The organism is Acinetobacter sp. YH12064, from assembly GCF_013419735.1.
Classification (GTDB): domain Bacteria; phylum Pseudomonadota; class Gammaproteobacteria; order Pseudomonadales; family Moraxellaceae; genus Acinetobacter; species Acinetobacter amyesii.
Window position 1 is genome coordinate 87469 of record NZ_VOZP01000011.1, and the last position, 16854, is coordinate 104322.

Annotated in this window: 15 protein-coding genes; 12 read left to right on the forward strand and 3 right to left on the reverse strand. The window is 39.9% G+C overall.

Features of this window, described 5'->3' with window-relative positions; genetic code table 11:
• Positions 1 to 104 precede the first annotated feature (104 nt).
• Both prmC and prfA read right to left on the reverse strand, forming a co-directional pair.
• The gene (prmC, locus tag FTU13_RS11800; RefSeq protein WP_180127118.1) at positions 105 to 923 is read right to left on the reverse strand and encodes a peptide chain release factor N(5)-glutamine methyltransferase; all 819 of its coding nucleotides are present in this window, start codon (positions 921 to 923) and stop codon (positions 105 to 107) included.
• Positions 923 to 2011, reverse strand: a complete 1089-nt coding sequence (prfA, locus tag FTU13_RS11805) for a peptide chain release factor 1 (RefSeq protein WP_078188570.1) — start codon at positions 2009 to 2011, stop codon at positions 923 to 925. Before prfA ends, prmC begins: the two co-directional genes overlap by 1 nt.
• A 366-nt stretch (positions 2012 to 2377) precedes the next feature.
• On the opposite strand from prfA, the gene FTU13_RS11810 reads away from it, so the two are divergent.
• The 5 genes from FTU13_RS11810 to FTU13_RS11830 all read left to right on the forward strand — a co-directional run bounded on the left by FTU13_RS11810 (position 2378) and on the right by FTU13_RS11830 (position 6355).
• The gene (locus FTU13_RS11810) at positions 2378 to 2806 is read left to right on the forward strand and encodes a glycine zipper domain-containing protein (protein ID WP_180127120.1); all 429 of its coding nucleotides are present in this window, start codon (positions 2378 to 2380) and stop codon (positions 2804 to 2806) included.
• Between the two features lie 289 nt (positions 2807 to 3095).
• The gene (locus tag FTU13_RS11815) at positions 3096 to 3623 is read left to right on the forward strand and encodes a hypothetical protein (protein ID WP_168377731.1); all 528 of its coding nucleotides are present in this window, start codon (positions 3096 to 3098) and stop codon (positions 3621 to 3623) included.
• Positions 3624 to 3801: 178 nt separating this feature from the next.
• Complete coding sequence (locus FTU13_RS11820; protein ID WP_180127122.1) at positions 3802 to 4809, forward strand: LLM class flavin-dependent oxidoreductase; 1008 nt, start codon at positions 3802 to 3804, stop codon at positions 4807 to 4809.
• Between the two features lie 233 nt (positions 4810 to 5042).
• Positions 5043 to 5519, forward strand: coding sequence for an inner membrane protein YiaA (gene yiaA, locus FTU13_RS11825; RefSeq protein ID WP_180007913.1), 477 nt, complete (start codon positions 5043 to 5045; stop codon positions 5517 to 5519).
• Positions 5520 to 5782: 263 nt separating this feature from the next.
• A complete protein-coding gene (locus tag FTU13_RS11830; protein ID WP_180127124.1) occupies positions 5783 to 6355 on the forward strand; it encodes a flavoprotein in 573 nt (190 codons plus the stop codon).
• A 998-nt stretch (positions 6356 to 7353) separates the two neighbouring features.
• Here FTU13_RS11830 and FTU13_RS11835 read toward each other — a convergent pair.
• The gene (locus FTU13_RS11835) at positions 7354 to 8190 is read right to left on the reverse strand and encodes a pyruvate, water dikinase regulatory protein (protein ID WP_078193964.1); all 837 of its coding nucleotides are present in this window, start codon (positions 8188 to 8190) and stop codon (positions 7354 to 7356) included.
• Between the two features lie 153 nt (positions 8191 to 8343).
• Here FTU13_RS11835 and ppsA point away from each other — a divergent pair, with 153 nt between their 5' ends.
• From ppsA to cyoE, 7 genes are all read left to right on the forward strand, one after another.
• Positions 8344 to 10722, forward strand: a complete 2379-nt coding sequence (gene ppsA / locus FTU13_RS11840) for a phosphoenolpyruvate synthase (protein WP_078193965.1) — start codon at positions 8344 to 8346, stop codon at positions 10720 to 10722.
• A gap of 82 nt (positions 10723 to 10804) precedes the next feature.
• The gene (locus FTU13_RS11845; protein ID WP_078193966.1) at positions 10805 to 11587 is read left to right on the forward strand and encodes an RDD family protein; all 783 of its coding nucleotides are present in this window, start codon (positions 10805 to 10807) and stop codon (positions 11585 to 11587) included.
• A gap of 301 nt (positions 11588 to 11888) precedes the next feature.
• Complete coding sequence (gene cyoA / locus FTU13_RS11850) at positions 11889 to 12956, forward strand: ubiquinol oxidase subunit II (RefSeq protein WP_078193967.1); 1068 nt, start codon at positions 11889 to 11891, stop codon at positions 12954 to 12956.
• A 3-nt stretch (positions 12957 to 12959) separates the two neighbouring features.
• Entirely contained in the window at positions 12960 to 14948 is a 1989-nt protein-coding gene (gene cyoB / locus FTU13_RS11855) for a cytochrome o ubiquinol oxidase subunit I (RefSeq protein WP_078193968.1), read from the forward strand.
• Positions 14949 to 14952: 4 nt separating this feature from the next.
• Entirely contained in the window at positions 14953 to 15573 is a 621-nt protein-coding gene (cyoC, locus tag FTU13_RS11860) for a cytochrome o ubiquinol oxidase subunit III (RefSeq protein ID WP_078188581.1), read from the forward strand.
• Positions 15573 to 15899, forward strand: a complete 327-nt coding sequence (locus FTU13_RS11865; RefSeq protein ID WP_078188582.1) for a cytochrome o ubiquinol oxidase subunit IV — start codon at positions 15573 to 15575, stop codon at positions 15897 to 15899. The genes cyoC and FTU13_RS11865 overlap by 1 nt, the downstream gene beginning before the upstream one ends.
• 10 nt (positions 15900 to 15909) lie before the next feature.
• Positions 15910 to 16788, forward strand: coding sequence for a heme o synthase (gene cyoE / locus FTU13_RS11870; RefSeq protein ID WP_180127126.1), 879 nt, complete (start codon positions 15910 to 15912; stop codon positions 16786 to 16788).
• Positions 16789 to 16854 lie beyond the last annotated feature (66 nt).

Genomic DNA, 16854 nt, shown 5'->3' on the forward strand with positions numbered 1-16854 from the left:
CACTTGCAAATGCACACATGCAAATATTCACATGTGAATTGAAAAAAAAATAAAATAAAGCGCATTCAATGCGCTTTATTTTTGACTATTTCTCTAACACCAAATCAGTGTTGCCACTGGCCTAAACTGACACGGTCATTGCCACCATAATCTTTTACAGTCCGAACATTTCGATACCCAGCTTGTAAGAACAAATGTCTGACTGCTTCCCCTTGGTCATAACCATGTTCGAGCACCACCCAACCATTCACGGTCAAATGTTTTTTAGCTTGAAGAATGATTTGCTCAATATCTGCAAGTCCATGATTGTCTGCAACCAAAGCACGTTCAGGCTCTGTCGCCAAATCCTTCATGTGTACATCATCAGCATCGATATACGGCGGATTTGACACAATTACATCAAAGAAAGCACGACCAAAGGGTTTCAACCAAGAACCTAAGACAAACTGCACATGTTCAAGATCATGCTTTTTGGCATTAAACTCAGCGACTTCCAATGTAGGTTCGTAAATATCTGAAGCCACAATTGACCAATCTGGACGTTCACTGGCTAATGATAACGCTACAGCACCAGTTCCTGTTCCTAAATCGACCACACGAGCATCTTCAGGAAGTTCTAAACGCAGTACAGTTTCAACAAGTACTTCCGTATCAGGACGTGGCACCAAAGTATCTTTAGTCACTTTTAAGTCTAGCGTCCAAAATGGCTGAGAACCTGTGACATAAGCCAAAGGCTCACCCGCAGCAATACGAGTAAGACTGTCGACATACAGTTGTTCTTGTTCTGCCGTCAATTCTTGATCCTTTTTCATGATTAAATCAAAAGAATCAATCTTGGTGATATGCTCTAACAACCACGCATTTTCCTGACGTTCATAACTCTCAGGTTCACCACGATAGGCCAAAGCCTGTGCAATATTCATTAGCCACCATTCTGCTGTGCTAATAACGCCAACTGATCGGCTTGATATTCACGATGCAAACTATCTAGCAATTCAGTCAAATCACCTTCCATCACTGCATCCAACTTATACAGTGTTAGGTTAATACGATGATCAGTCATACGACCTTGTGGATAGTTATAGGTACGAATACGCTCAGAACGGTCACCAGAACCCACCAAGTCACGTCGCATTTCAGACGTCGCGGCATCTGCCGCCGCACGTTTGGCATTTTCTAAACGAGAAACCAACAGCGCCATCGCTTTGGCTTTGTTTTTATGTTGTGAACGTTCGTCCTGACATTCTACAACTGTACCCGTTGGAATATGGGTAATACGTACAGCAGAGTCAGTTTTGTTAATGTGCTGACCACCCGCACCAGATGCACGATAGGTATCAATACGTAATTCTGAAGGATTAATTTCAACACTGGTGTCTACATCAATTTCCGGCAAAATCGCAACAGTACATGCCGAAGTATGAACACGACCTTGTGACTCTGTTGCAGGAACACGCTGTACACGATGTGCACCACTTTCAAATTTCAAACGACCATATACGCCTTCACCATTGATGAGGCAAATCACTTCTTTATAACCGCCATGTTCGCCGTCATTTTCAGACAGCACTTCAATACGCCAACCTTGTGATTCAGCATATTTACTGTACATTCGATACAAGTCACCAGAGAAAATTGCAGCTTCATCACCACCTGTTCCGGCACGAATTTCTAAATAAGCAGAGTTCGCATCATTCGGATCTTTTGGAATCATCAGAATATTTAAGTCTGCTTCAAGCTGACCGATCAAAGCTTTATTTTCTTTGATTTCCTCAACGGCCATCTCTTTAAAATCTGGATCCGTCATCATTACTTCAGCAGTCTCAATATCTTCTTCAGCTTGACGGTATTTTTTCCAAACTTCAGTGATTTCAGATAAATCACTATGCTCACGTGACAACTGACGGAAACGTTTGTTGTCTGAAATAACTTCTACATCTGCGAGTAATGCATTTAATTCTTCGTGACGGTCAGAGAGCTGATCTAATCGTAAACGTAACGATTCTTTCATTTTTCAAAAAATCTCAATACACAGGCTCTACCGCTAAACTTTCACGGATATGCCAAAATTCAAAATAATGGCGCTAGTGTACCGATAATGGGTCTGAAATGACATATATATTGTTTTTTGGCCTATCAATGACCTAAATATCAAAGTGTGAACTTCATCACTCCTACCTTTCTCCACAAAGTCGTACAGATTTTCTGCATTCGACCATTTTTTTCACAATATTAATAAAACTTATACAAACTAGACACTCAAGTCACCAAATAAAGAGAAAGCTCTCCATATTTATAGCGAATAGTTTTGTTACATTTACTGCCATCGAAATGATTAAGAAAAGTCCTCGCGTTTATGAAGGACATGGAGTGAACTATGAAACTGAATACTCTTTTAATGACAGCCACTCTAGCAACTGCTTCTATGTTCACTGTGTCTGCAAATGCAGATAGTACAACACGCGTTGCTGCAGCTAGTGCATTAGGTAGTGTTGCAGGTACTGCAATTGGTAAAAACATGGGCGGTAATGCCGGCGCTACAATTGGTGCCGCTCTTGGTGGTGCTGGTGGTGCTGCGGTAGCAAGTAATAAACGCAACCGTACAGAATCTGCTATCGGCGGTGCTTTAGGTGGTGGTACAGGTTATACTGTTGGTAAAAGCATGGGCGGTACAAACGGTGGTTACATCGGCTCTGCACTAGGTGCTGCTGGTGGTGCTGCTCTAGGTAATAAAATCTCTAAAGATAAAGCTTACGACAAACACCAAGAACGTAAATACAAAAAACGTTACCGTCGTCGTCACTAATTCAAAAATTAGTGAGTCCTTATTGAATAGTGAAAATAGCACCTTCGGGTGCTTTTTTATGTATCGCCTTTTTTCAAATGATAAATACAACTTTATTTATTGCTCCTGATAAATATTTAGATTTGCCTTCCCTCCAACCAAGTCATCAATCATGTAGAAATAAAGTGCAAAATTTACATTGCAGCAACGGAACACGTATTTTATTTCACATCACGCTCCAAATATTCGCTATGTGTTTTCATATATTGATATCAACAGATAAACATCATGCTTCGTAAGGAGTTTAAAAATGAAAATTAATAAAATTCTATTCAGTGCAGCAATTGCCGCTTCAGCACTTACTATGACTGCAACACATGCAGGTAATAGCACCAATACTGCATTAACATCTGCTTTAGGTGGTGTTGTTGGTGCAGCAATCGGTAACCAAGTTGGCGGCCAAACTGGCGCAATGATTGGTTCAGCAATTGGTGGCGGTGCAGGTGCAGCAGCATCGGCAAACAAACGTGACCGTAATGGTGCCATCATCGGTGGTGCACTTGGTGGCGCAGGTGGTTATACCGTAGGTAAAAACATGGGCGGCACAAACGGTGGTTATATCGGTGCTGCACTTGGTTCAGCCGGTGGTTCTGCACTAGGTAAAAAAGTGTCTGAAGACCGTCGCTATGATGACCGTTATAATGGTCGTTATGATGATCGCTATGACCGTCGTTATAACAACCGTGGCTATCGTACCAATAATTATAGCTACAACGACCGAGGCTACCGTGGAGACAATGGTCGTCACTTAGGTTGGTACAAAAACGGTAAACGTTAATCGATATATTTCAATGGAAAAAAATCAGCACCTTCGGGTGCTTTTTTTGTATATAAAAAAAGTTTAGATATATCTAAAGTTGTCTTTTTACACCGCCCCACACCATATCGAATTTATTCGATATACATTCAGCTTTTTATATCGTATTATTTCGATATAAAGATCTCTGAGAGAAAACATGCGTACTCTAGCCGATACAAAATTTTCAATACTTGAACTCGCACCTGTTCGAGATGATAAAACCATCGAATTTTCACTCAAACATGCACTCCAGTTAGCACAAAAAGCGGAACAACTTGGCTATGAGCGTCTATGGTTAGCTGAACACCATAATATGGACGGCATAGCAAGTTCTGCAACTGCGGTTTTACTCGGTTATCTCTTAGCAAATACACAATCCATCAAGCTCGGTTCAGGCGGGATTATGTTGCCCAACCATGCGCCTTTAGTTGTCGCTGAACAATTTGGCACACTTGAAACGCTATATCCTGGCCGCATTGAACTCGGCTTAGGTCGGGCACCAGGTACTGACCAAACCACCATGCGCGCATTACGCCGTGGCCGTCAGGAAACCGAAGATCAATTTCCACAAGATGTTCTTGAGATATTGCAATACTTTAAAGCACCTGAGCCACAGCAGCGCATCATTGCCACACCGGGACAAAATACACATGTTCCCGTATGGCTGCTAGGTTCAAGTTTATTCAGTGCACAACTCGCTGCACGTTTAGGTCTACCCTATTCTTTTGCTTCTCATTTCGCACCACGCATGCTTGGACAAGCGATTCAGCTCTATCGTGAGAATTTCCAAGCATCCGAATATTTAGATCAACCTTATGTTTCTATGGGCGTACCAACGGTTGTCGCCGAAACTAATGAAGAAGCAGAATATCTGGCAACGAGTGCTTATCAACGCGTTTTAGGTTTAATGCGCGGTCAAAGTTTAAAACTCAAGGCTCCAGTCGACAGTATGCAAGGCTTATGGTCTACTGCAGAAAAAATGTCTGTTGATAATTTCTACGCTATGGGACAAGTCGGTTCAAATACAACCGTTCGAGCAGGTTTAGAAAACCTACTCACTAAATATGACGTTGATGAATTTATTTTCACCTGCGACATTTACGATACCGATAAGCGCATTGAAAACTTCGAGCGTTTAATGCAAATCAAAAATGATCTCGCTTAAGACTCTAAACTTAATGATCTAATCCAAGCGTTTAATCCGTCTAAAGGTAGAATTGTGATTGCGTCTTTTGTGGCTCTTTAGACGGATAGCAGTCAACAGATAATATGGTTTCGGCTAACAACGACCAAACCTGTACTTAAAAACCATCATTGCCTCAACGAAATAATTGCTTTACTCATTTTTATTGCTGTATAAATATTAAACATAAGCAAAACAAAGAGAAAAATAAGCAGATGAGCCAATATATTAATAAACCCACACCCGCATTTATCGCAGCAAGTTGGTGTGCACTGATCTTAGGCGCTGTGGTGTTTTGCATAGGTTTATTCAATGCAAATATGATGTTGAATGAAAAAGGCTTTTATCTCATTTTATTGCTTTATGGATTATTTTCATCGGTTTCACTACAAAAAATCATTCGTGACCGTTTAGAAGGAATGCATGTCACTGCAATCTACTTTGGACTGTGCTGGGCATCCGTCATTATTTGCCTCGTACTTCTTGCCATTGGTCTATGGAATGCTGAACTGGCATTAAGTGAAAAAGGTTTTTACATGATGGCTTTCCTAATGAGTCTGTTTGGTGCAGTTGCTGTACAAAAAAATATTCGTGATATGGACTATTTACGTACACATACCGACCAACCCGAACTTAAACATTCAACCACGAGTCAGCTTGACTATAACTCATCAGATGATGAACCACTTTAAAACTCACAAAATTTATAGATCTCAAAAGCTGTTCATGCAGGTCGCTCATTGTTTTATCGATCTGCTTGAGCGGTTAATGAACTACAACGCATAAAAAAATCAGTTCACTCCTAGAAATGTATAAATGACAAGGGCCAAGCAAATCAATTCTACACAAATTGCATGACTCTTCAGACTGAAATAACGCTTTACGCCAAGTGGCTCATCACAGAATATATTCTTATCTAAGACTCAACTAAAAAAACAAAAGATAAGGAATAAATATGGCCAACAAGCAGGATGCAACCCACCATATTTTTAATAATCATCTAGAGGATTTTGAACACTTTCGTGGAACGATCATCGGTTCAGAACAGATCAAAGATTATGATTTTAAGAATCAAAAAATCGCCATTATTGGGATAGATCAGCATGTGGTCTCTGAATTACATCATCTATGTCAGGTTGCAGATAACATCATGGTCTATCAAATCAAACCGCAATTTGTTTTACCACGCACCGAACGTCTACTGAATAAATTAATCCAGCACCCACTGATTGCAAAAAATCGACGTTTATTTAGCAATCGTATTAAGAGTATTTTGGCGATTCGCTTTTTAGAAGATCAAGTGCCGAACCATTGGTTAAGACATTTACTCAGTCCAAATACCGCAATTCAAAACAAAACCTTCCTAAAATCTGATCATTATTATGCAGCATTACAGCAGCCAAATTGCATCTTAAATACTTGGCCAATTGCAAAAATTCAGAGTAATTCAATCACGGCTTTAGATGAGCATACGTTTGAGTGTGATGTCATTGTGCGCAGCGAATCTAACCAGCCTGAAGAAAAGTAATTACAATGAAATGATTTTCACATAACATTTACTATAATTTATCCGATTGATCAAAACTCACAACACCAAAAGCCATCTCTGGCGGCTTTTGGTAACTCCCCTACTATATTGGATACTTTCATTCGATAAGGCTAAGGATTCTTAAAAATCCATAAATGAAAATAGCTTTAATCGTGCTACATGCTTTTTCAGCTCTCAGACTTAAATCATGCATCAGCACTACACCTGCAGATAGAGCGAGTTTATAGAGGTGTAATTTTGGAATAATTATGATCAATTCTTCATGAAAACTTTATTTCAAACCAATAATTTTTTCAGTGCTTATTTTTTTACACAGCTCTATTTACTCCTTAACTGTAAGTTGAAAAATTTATATTGATGCTTATGTTCAACCGATATTTACCTATATTGTTATCTATATTTAATAGGAAAATAACAGATTGAAATCCAGTTTAAATATCAATTTATATCGGAGTTTAGAGCCTGAATGTTATTAATTTGACTATTTTTCGCCCACATCAATTAAATAAATGGTGCCATTTCTTTATATTTAGTATCCAAAAGCAACTGTTTGATTATTTTTTATTCTATTTTCTGCCTATTTTTTTAGCATTTAAATCAGTATTTTTGAAAAATTGATTAAATATTAAACCATATTAGCTAAATCTTGTATTTATACAACTCATATCAAGTGGATTATTCAGGCTTAATTCATAGATAAAAATACAGCAAAACACGGATTTTTATAAAAGATTTGTGCTGTCAATTTGGCCATATTTTATAAATTTTCAGCCAAAGAAATTCATCGAACTGGTACACAAATGAATGCAAAAATTGCTTAAAATTTAAGTCTAAATATTGAGGAAAATTTTCATCAATATCTTAAATATTTATCATTCATTAAAAGTATGACAAACCAGAAATTAATACTATTTTTATATAATTTATACAGTAATTTATTATCATCAGAAGAGCCACCAAAGTGGCTCAATTTACACTTAACCAATGCGACGCTTCAGTCCGGTCATTTGTAAAACACGTGTTGAAATTTCTTCAATCGACATTTCTGACACGTTTAAGTATTTAATTCCTTCAGAAATATAAATACCTTCAATCGCACGTAGTTCCATTTGGCACTGACTAAAACTTGCATAACGACTATTGGCCTTACGCTCTGAACGAATTGCTACAAGGCGCTCTGCATCAATCATCAAGCCAAACAACTTATGTTTGTGCTCACGTAAAACTGCAGGTAAACGGTTGTCATCCAAATCTTCTTCTGTCAAAGGATAATTAGCTACACGAATACCAAATTGCAAAGAGAGATAGATTGAAGTTGGTGTTTTACCCGAACGTGATACTCCAATTAAAATCAAATCTGCTTTATCATAATGACGAGTACGTGCCCCATCATCGTTATCTAAAGCAAAATGCACCGCATCAATACGTGCTTTATAAGACTCAGAATCTGTAACTGCATGGGTTTGACCGACTAAAGTCGTAGGAGCTGTACCCAACTCGTCCGACAATTTACTAATAAGCCCTTCAAAAACATCAAGATTTATCGCATTTGCAGTATTAATAATGTCACGTACATACGGGTCTACAAGGGTATCAAACACCAAAGGCTTTTGACCGTCTTGCTGCGCTCTAAGATTGATCTCTGCAACCACATTTGTAGCTGCTTCTTCAGAGGTAATATATGGAATAATATGAATGTCAAAATCTACATGAGGGAACTGGGCTAACAGTGAGTGTCCAAGTGTTTCTGCGGTAATCGCGGTACCATCCGAAACAAAGAAAACACTACGCTGAATCTGTTTACCTTCTGACATTAAAATTCTCCTCCAAAATTTGTCTTAGTGCTATATAATCTTTATAGTAAACCATCTTACATGACTGTCACTTAGTAAATTTAGAATGCTAAGTAATTTGTTATAATTTCATGCCAAGATAGTGATTAATACTGCAAAAGTGGAGTAACAACTTTGGAAGCGCGCGTAATTGGTCTAGAAAAATTAGGGAAACACGACGTAGAACTCGTGGGTGGTAAAAACTCATCATTAGGTGAAATGATCAGCCATCTAGCAAATGCTGGTGTATCTGTTCCTGGTGGTTTTGCTACTACAGCTCAAGCATATCGTGAATTCCTCGAGCAAAGTGGCCTAAACGCTAAAATTAACGCTGAACTTGCTGCACTCAATGTTGACGATGTAAATGCACTTGCTGAAACCGGTGCAAAAATCCGTCAATGGATTGTAGACACTCCGCTTACTGCTGAACTTGAAAAAGAAATTCGTGAGGCTTTCACAGCTCTTTCAAACGGCAACCCTGATATCGCGGTTGCCGTTCGCTCATCTGCAACAGCAGAAGACTTACCAGATGCTTCATTTGCTGGCCAACAAGAAACTTTCTTGAACATCCGTGGTATCGACAACGTCCTTATTGCGATTAAAGAAGTATTTGCTTCACTTTATAACGACCGCGCAATTTCTTACCGTGTACACCAAAACTTCGCACATGACGTTGTTGCGTTATCTGCTGGTGTTCAACGTATGGTTCGCTCTGAAACAGGTGCAGCTGGTGTAATGTTTACACTAGATACAGAATCTGGTTTCCGCGACGCAGTTTTCATCACAGCTTCTTACGGCTTGGGTGAAATGGTTGTACAAGGTGCTGTAAACCCTGACGAATTCTATGTATCTAAACCACTTTTAAATGCAGGCAAACACGCTGTATTACGTCGTAACCTTGGTTCTAAACACCAAAAAATGATTTATGGTGAAGAAGGCGCTGCTGGTAAATCAGTGGTTGTTGTAGACGTTGAAAAAGCAGATCGTCAACAATTCGCTTTAAATGACCACGAACTTCAAGAACTTGCTAAACAAGCATTGATCATTGAAAACCATTACGGTTCAGCAATGGACATCGAATGGGCGAAAGATGGCGATGATGGCCAAATCTATATCGTTCAAGCACGTCCTGAAACTGTGAAGAGCCGCCAAAACGTAGGCACAATGGAGCGTTACCTGCTTAAGCAAAAAGGTAATGTGATTTGTGAAGGCCGTTCAATCGGTCAACGCATTGGTTCTGGTCGCGTTCGTATTGTGACTTCAATCAAAGAAATGGACAAAGTTCAAGACGGCGACGTACTTGTATCTGACATGACTGACCCAGATTGGGAACCAGTAATGAAACGTGCAGCTGCGATTGTCACTAACCGTGGTGGCCGTACTTGTCACGCTGCGATTATTGCACGTGAGCTTGGTGTTCCTGCAATCGTAGGTTGTGGTAATGCGACTGAAGTATTGACTGACGGTCAAGAAGTGACTGTTTCTTGTGCTGAAGGTGACACAGGCTTTATTTACGAAGGTGCTTTGGACTTTGAAATCCAACGTAATTCTATCGAATCTATGCCTAAACTTCCGTTCAAAATTATGATGAACGTAGGTAACCCTGACCGCGCATTTGACTTTGCTCAAATTCCTAACGAAGGTGTTGGTCTTGCTCGTCTTGAGTTCATCATCAACCGTATGATCGGCGTACATCCTAAAGCATTGCTTAATATTGACAGCCTACCACGTGAAACTCGTGCTGCTGTAATGTCACGTACTGCGGGTTATGCATCTCCTATCGAATTCTATGTTGAAAAACTAGTTGAAGGTATTTCTACACTTGCTGCAGCGTTTGCTGACAAACCAGTGATTGTTCGTATGTCTGACTTTAAGTCAAACGAATATGCAAACTTAATCGGTGGTAAGTTATACGAACCTGAAGAAGAAAACCCAATGCTTGGCTTCCGTGGTGCAAGCCGTTATGTGTCTGACAATTTCCGTGACTGCTTCGAACTTGAATGCCGCGCACTGAAAAAAGCACGTGACGAAATGGGCTTAACTAACATTCAAATCATGATTCCTTTCGTACGTACTGTTGCTGAAGCGAAACGTGTTATTGAATTGTTAGCGCTTAACGGTCTTAAACGTGGTGAAAACGGTCTTAAAGTGATCATGATGTGTGAACTTCCAACTAACGCATTATTGGCTGAACAGTTCCTTGAACACTTCGACGGTTTCTCTATCGGTTCAAACGACTTAACTCAATTAACACTCGGTCTAGACCGTGACTCTGGTATCGTTTCTCACCTATTTGATGAACGTGATCCAGCCGTTAAAGCACTTCTTTCTATGGCAATCCATGCTTGTCGTAAAGCTGGCAAATACGTAGGTATTTGTGGTCAAGGCCCTTCAGATCACCCTGACCTAGCTAAATGGTTAATGGAACAAGGCATTGAGTCTGTTTCGCTTAACCCAGACTCAGTATTAGACACTTGGTTCTTCCTTTCTGAAGAAAAAGCTCAACAAGCTTAATAAACTGTGTTAAAAAAAGACCCACATGTGGGTCTTTTTTTTTATTTATACTTTTACAGACGTTTTTTGAGATTTTAGTTTTATGCAGATTTACTTGGCACGAAATAACCAACAAGCTGGTCCCTATACCTTAGAACAACTTAACCAAATGCTCGCGAGCCAACAAGTGTTACTCACGGACTTGGTTTGGCACCAAGGTATGACCGAATGGAAAGCTTTGGGTGAACTCACTCAAGGTCAGTTGGTTTATATGCCTGCAGGTTATATAGCACCGACAGCATTCGAATCAAATCAAACTACAACTACGCCATCAAATACCTACACACAACCTCAGGCTGTACAATTGCAAACTAGCCTAGCAAGTATTCCTAAACGTGTTTTGGCTAAGATCGTTGATTTACTGCTTTGGATACCGGCAACTTTTATCTTAACGGCATTTTTTAATCCAAGTGAAAAGACACAATTTGCCAATCTAAATGAACAGTTTATGCAAGCTGTGATGACCCCAAATGCTGACCCTAATGTTTTACAAGCACTACAAACACAAATGGTTGAGATGTTTCCCAACCAAGCTTGGATTGCAATGTTTGCTTACCTCTTCATTATGCTTTTCATTCAAGCGTATTTGATTGCTAAATCTGGTCAAAGTATTGGTAAAAAAATCACCAAAATTAAAATCGTAGATGCCGAAACCAGCCAACCTGTAAACCTCATGCGTGGCTTCACTTTACGTAGTGTTTTATTTATTTTTCTGAACTTTTTATCGATGCCTTTAAGCGCAATCATTGATTCCGTTTTTATTTTCGGCAAAAAGCGTCAAACTTTGCATGACAAGTTAGCAAAAACCAAGGTAATAAACCAATAACTTTCACTTTTATTGAGGGATGAATTTCTCATCCCTTTTTTGTGCATTACATTGAAATTAAAATAAAATTCAGATAAAAAAAACACAATCCCGACCAACAAAATAGGGTTTTAATACAGTCATTTAAAGCATCTTTATGTATAGCTTAGTTTGCCGATATCAGGCATAATGCCCTACAACGTAGCGGTGTCACATCATTGTGAACTTTTTTTCATATCTGAAAAATCACAATCATGCGACACTTTATTCGCTATCCCAATTTTAAAAATTAGGGAATGGGACTCTTCACCGAGGTTGTAAAATGAGACAAACAATTTTAGCTGTATTGTCTTTATCTGCGATCGCTGCACTCTTAACTGGGTGTGGTGGTGATATGGTACTTCTAAACTCAAAAGGTCCAGTTGCTGAAGGTCAGTCAAACCTCATGCTTACTGCGATCTACCTAATGTTGTTGGTAGTTATTCCATCAGCACTTATGGCTCTTTGGTTTGGTTGGAAATATCGCGCGTCAAATAAAGATGCAGACTATGCACCTACTTGGGCACACTCGACTGCAATTGAAGTTGTAGTTTGGGGTATTCCCGTAATTATTATCGCTATTTTAGCTTGGTTAACTTGGTGGGGTTCCCACAAGTATGACCCTTACCGTCCACTCGAGTCAGATAAAGCTCCTTTAACTGTTCAAGTTATTGCTGAACAATTTAAATGGATCTTCATCTACCCTGAACAAGGCATCGCGACTGTAAACGAGATCCGCTTCCCTGAGAAAACTCCTGTAAGCCTTCGTTTAACATCTAACTTCACAATGAACTCATTTTTCATTCCGGCGTTAGGTGGTCAGATTTATGCTATGGCAGGTATGCAAACTCACTTGAACTTATTAGCTGATGAAACTAGTCCTGCTGAAGGCTTCCGTGGTTTCTCTTCTAACTATTCAGGTTATGGCTTCTCACAAATGCGCTTCCGTGCACATGCTGTGACTGATGCTCAGTTTGCTGAATGGGTTTCTGCTGTTAAAGCTGGTAATGGTTCTTCAGTTAATCCTGAAGCGGTTCAAAAAACTGTTTTAGACCAAGCTGAATTTGCAACCTTACGTGACGGCAACCGTTCTAAACACCAGATCGAAGTTTTAGTTGCCAAAGCAACTACTCCTGAAGAGAAGGCTCTAGCTGAAGCAATGAAGCCTTACCCTACTAAGCCACACCCAGTGACTTACTATTCTTCAGTTGAACCTAAATTGTTCGAATCAGTGATTAACAAATACATGAGCAACTACCACGGTGCTGATCATACAGCTACTGTTGGACACGAAGCTGCTGCTTCTGAAGCTCATGCAGGCGTTGAACATGCGACTGTTGCAGGGGAATAAGACATGAGCTTATTAGGTAAGTTAGGACCAGATGCAATTCCACACGACCCAATCGTGTTGGTTACTGTTGCAATGATGATCCTTGGCGGTATCGCAATTGTTGCTGGTATCACCTACTTTAAAAAATGGGGCTACTTGTGGAACGAATGGTTCACATCTGTAGACCATAAAAAAATTGGTATCATGTATATCCTCGTGTCAATTGTCATGCTTGTGCGTGGTTTTGCCGATGCGATTATGATGCGTCTTCAACTGTTCCTTGCAAAAGGTGGCGGTGAAGGTTACTTACACCCAGAACACTATGACCAGATCTTTACTGCCCATGGCGTAATCATGATCTTCTTCGTAGCAATGGGTCTAGTTGTTGGTTTAATGAACGTTGCTGTACCACTTCAAATTGGTGCACGTGACGTAGCATTTCCATTATTAAACTCTCTTAGCTTCTGGTTATTCGCCGGCGCTGCGGGCTTGATGATGGCTTCTCTTGCAATTGGTGAATTCGCTGCAACAGGTTGGATGGCTTACCCTCCACTTTCTGGCATCGAATACTCTCCAGGCGTAGGTGTAGACTACTATATCTGGGCACTTCAGGTTTCTGGTTTAGGTACGCTTCTTACTGGTGTTAACTTCTTCGTTACCATCATCAAAATGCGTGCGCCTGGCATGAAACTTATGGACATGCCTATTTTCACTTGGACTGCATTAGTTACTGTAGTGCTTATCGTTGCAACATTCCCAGTTTTAACTGCGACTATTGCAATGCTTTCACTTGACCGTTACTTCGGCTTCCATTTCTTTACAAATGACATGGGTGGTAGCCCAATGTTGTATGTAAACTTGATTTGGACTTGGGGTCACCCGGAAGTTTACATCTTGGTATTACCAGCTTTTGGTATTTACTCAGAAGTTACTGCTGTGTTCTCACGCAAAGCGTTGTTCGGCTACAAATCTATGGTGTACGCAACTGTAGCAATTGGTGTTCTTTCACTGGTTGTTTGGGTTCACCACTTCTTTACAATGGGTGCTGGTGCCAACGTTAACGCGTTCTTCGGTATCATGACCATGATCATTGCGATCCCTACTGGTGTGAAAATCTTCTCTTGGTTATTCACCATGTACAAGGGCCGCATCACCTATACAACTCCAATGCTTTGGACACTTGGCTTCCTTGTGACTTTCGGTATTGGTGGTTTAACAGGCGTATTAATGGCAGTTCCACCAGCGGACTTCTTAGTACACAACTCTTTATTCCTTATCGCTCACTTCCATAACGTAATTATTGGTGGTGTAGTGTTCGCGATGTTCGCGGGTATCATTTTCTACTGGCCAAAAATGTTTGGTTGGAAACTGAATGAAACTTGGGGTAAAGCAGCGTTCTGGTTCTGGTTCTTCGGTTTCTACTTTGCATTCATGCCACTTTATATCCTTGGTTTCATGGGTATGACTCGTCGTTTGAATACATATGACAACCCTGAATGGGATCCGTACTTAGCGATCGCTTTATTTGGTTCTGTATTGGTTGCTATCGGTATCTTCTGTTTTGTTATGCAAATCGTTGTTGGTTTCCTTCAACGCAAAGACAACATGGACGTTACTGGCGATATCTGGGATGGTCGTACTCTTGAGTGGGCTACTTCATCTCCTTCACCATTCTATAACTTTGCTTATCTTCCAAAGATCAATGGTATTGATACTTTCTGGACTGACAAAGAAAATGGTGTTGCTTACGCTAAGCCAACTACATACGAAGACATCCATATGCCTACAAACCGTGCGGCAGGTTTCGTAATTGCAATGTTTATTACAGTTATGGGCTTCGCATTAATCTGGCATATCTGGTGGTTAGTCGTTGTAACTTTCATTGCTTCAATTATCAGCTTCATCGTTTCTTCTTTCACTAAGAAAGTTGACTACTATGTTCCAGCTGCAGAAGTTGAACGTATTGAAAATGAACGCTACGCGCTTCTTGAAAAACATTTGAAGAAGGACTAAGACAATGGCTGAAGTACTTCATCACGACAACCACGGACATGACGAACATCATCATCACGATGATACTGACATCACTGTCTTTGGTTTCTGGACTTACTTGATGAGTGACTTGGTTCTTTTCGGGACACTCTTCATCGCGTTCGCTGTATTAAGTAGCCACGTTCCAGTGGGTACGCCAAGTGCACAAGAGCTGTTTGGTGAATCTTTAGGTTTCGTTTTAACTGAAACTTTCGCCCTTCTTATCTCTTCTGTAACTTTTGGTTTTGCTGTTCTTGCAGCATACAAGAAAAATGTTGGTCAAGTTTTAACTTGGTTAGCAGTTACTTGGGTATTTGGTGCAGCCTTCATTGGCATGGAACTTTATGAGTTCAATCATTTAGTTCATGCTGGTCATGGCCCAAGCACAAGTGCGTTTTTATCTGCGTTCTTTACTTTAGTTGGTACGCACGGTATTCACGTAACTTCTGGTTTGGTATGGATGCTTGTGTTGATGTTCCAAATCAAGAAATATGGTTTGACACTTCCAAACACTCGTCGTCTTGCTTGCCTAAGCTTGTTCTGGCACTTCCTTGACATCGTTTGGATCTGTGTATTCAGCGTTGTTTACTTGATGGGAGTTATCTAATGAGTCACGATCATAACTCTGCTGGTGCAGCTCACGGTAACGTTAAACAATATACAATCGGTTTTATCCTTTCTGTTCTACTTACCGTAATTCCATTCGGTATGGTAATGGCAGGTGGTTTTAGCCGTGGTCTATTGGTTGCCGTAATCGCGATTACTGCGGTTGCTCAGGTTCTTATTCAGTTAGTTTACTTCCTGCATATGAACTCTTCTTCAGAGCAACGCTGGAACGTGATTGCATTTGTTTATACAATCCTCACAATTGCTATCCTTTTAGTAGGTTCTGTGTGGATTATGAACTACCTTCACTTCAACATGATGATCTAAACTGGTCGTCATGCTGAAAAAGTATTTATTCCTGACTAAACCAGGAATTCTCTTTGGTAACTTTGTTACCGCTTTGGGTGGCTACTTTGTAGCTGCCCAAGGTTCTGTAGATTTCCTTCTGTTGCTTCTTACCCTCTTAGGCACCCTCTTTGTGGTCGCTTCTGGATGTGTTGTCAATAACGTTATTGACCAAGACATCGACTCAAAAATGCAACGCACACAAAATCGTGCGATGGTTAAAAAATCAATCTCGATTCCTGTTGCTTTAGTTTTTGCTTTAGTTTTAGGTGTAATTGGTTTTAGCATTTTATGGTTCTGGGTAAATGCTTACGCTTTTCTTTTTGCTGTTATTGGTTTTGTCGTATACGTTGTTTTTTATAGCTTATGGACAAAACGAACAACAATCCATCAAACCATTATCGGCAGTCTTTCTGGCGCAGCGCCACCTGTAATCGGGTATACGGCTGTTGCAAACCAGTTTGATTTAGGTGCATTACTGATTTTTATTGGTTATGCATTTTGGCAAATGCCTCATTCTTGGGGAATTGCAGTTTACCGATTTGATGACTACAAAAATGCAGGAATTCCAATTTTACCTGTAGCTCGTTCAATTCACCGTACCAAAGTTGAGTCTTTGGTTTATGTGTTTTTGTTCTGCATGACCATGAATGGTTTATTCTTTTTTGGTTATGCAAATTGGATTTATATGATTGTCCTGAATGCCTTAAGTCTCTATTGGATTTATTTAACCATTCAAGGATTCAAAGCTGAAGATGATCAAATTTGGGCAAAACAATATTTCATGTTTTCAGTCAAATTGATCACAGTGATTAGTTTAATTTTTAGTTTTACTTCCACTGCTCCTCTAAAGCCAATTGTATTTTTTTAAAAGAGATAGAGTTTTACTCTATCTTTTTTATTTATGAATAGCTTCAAACCCTAAGCCCAACTTGAT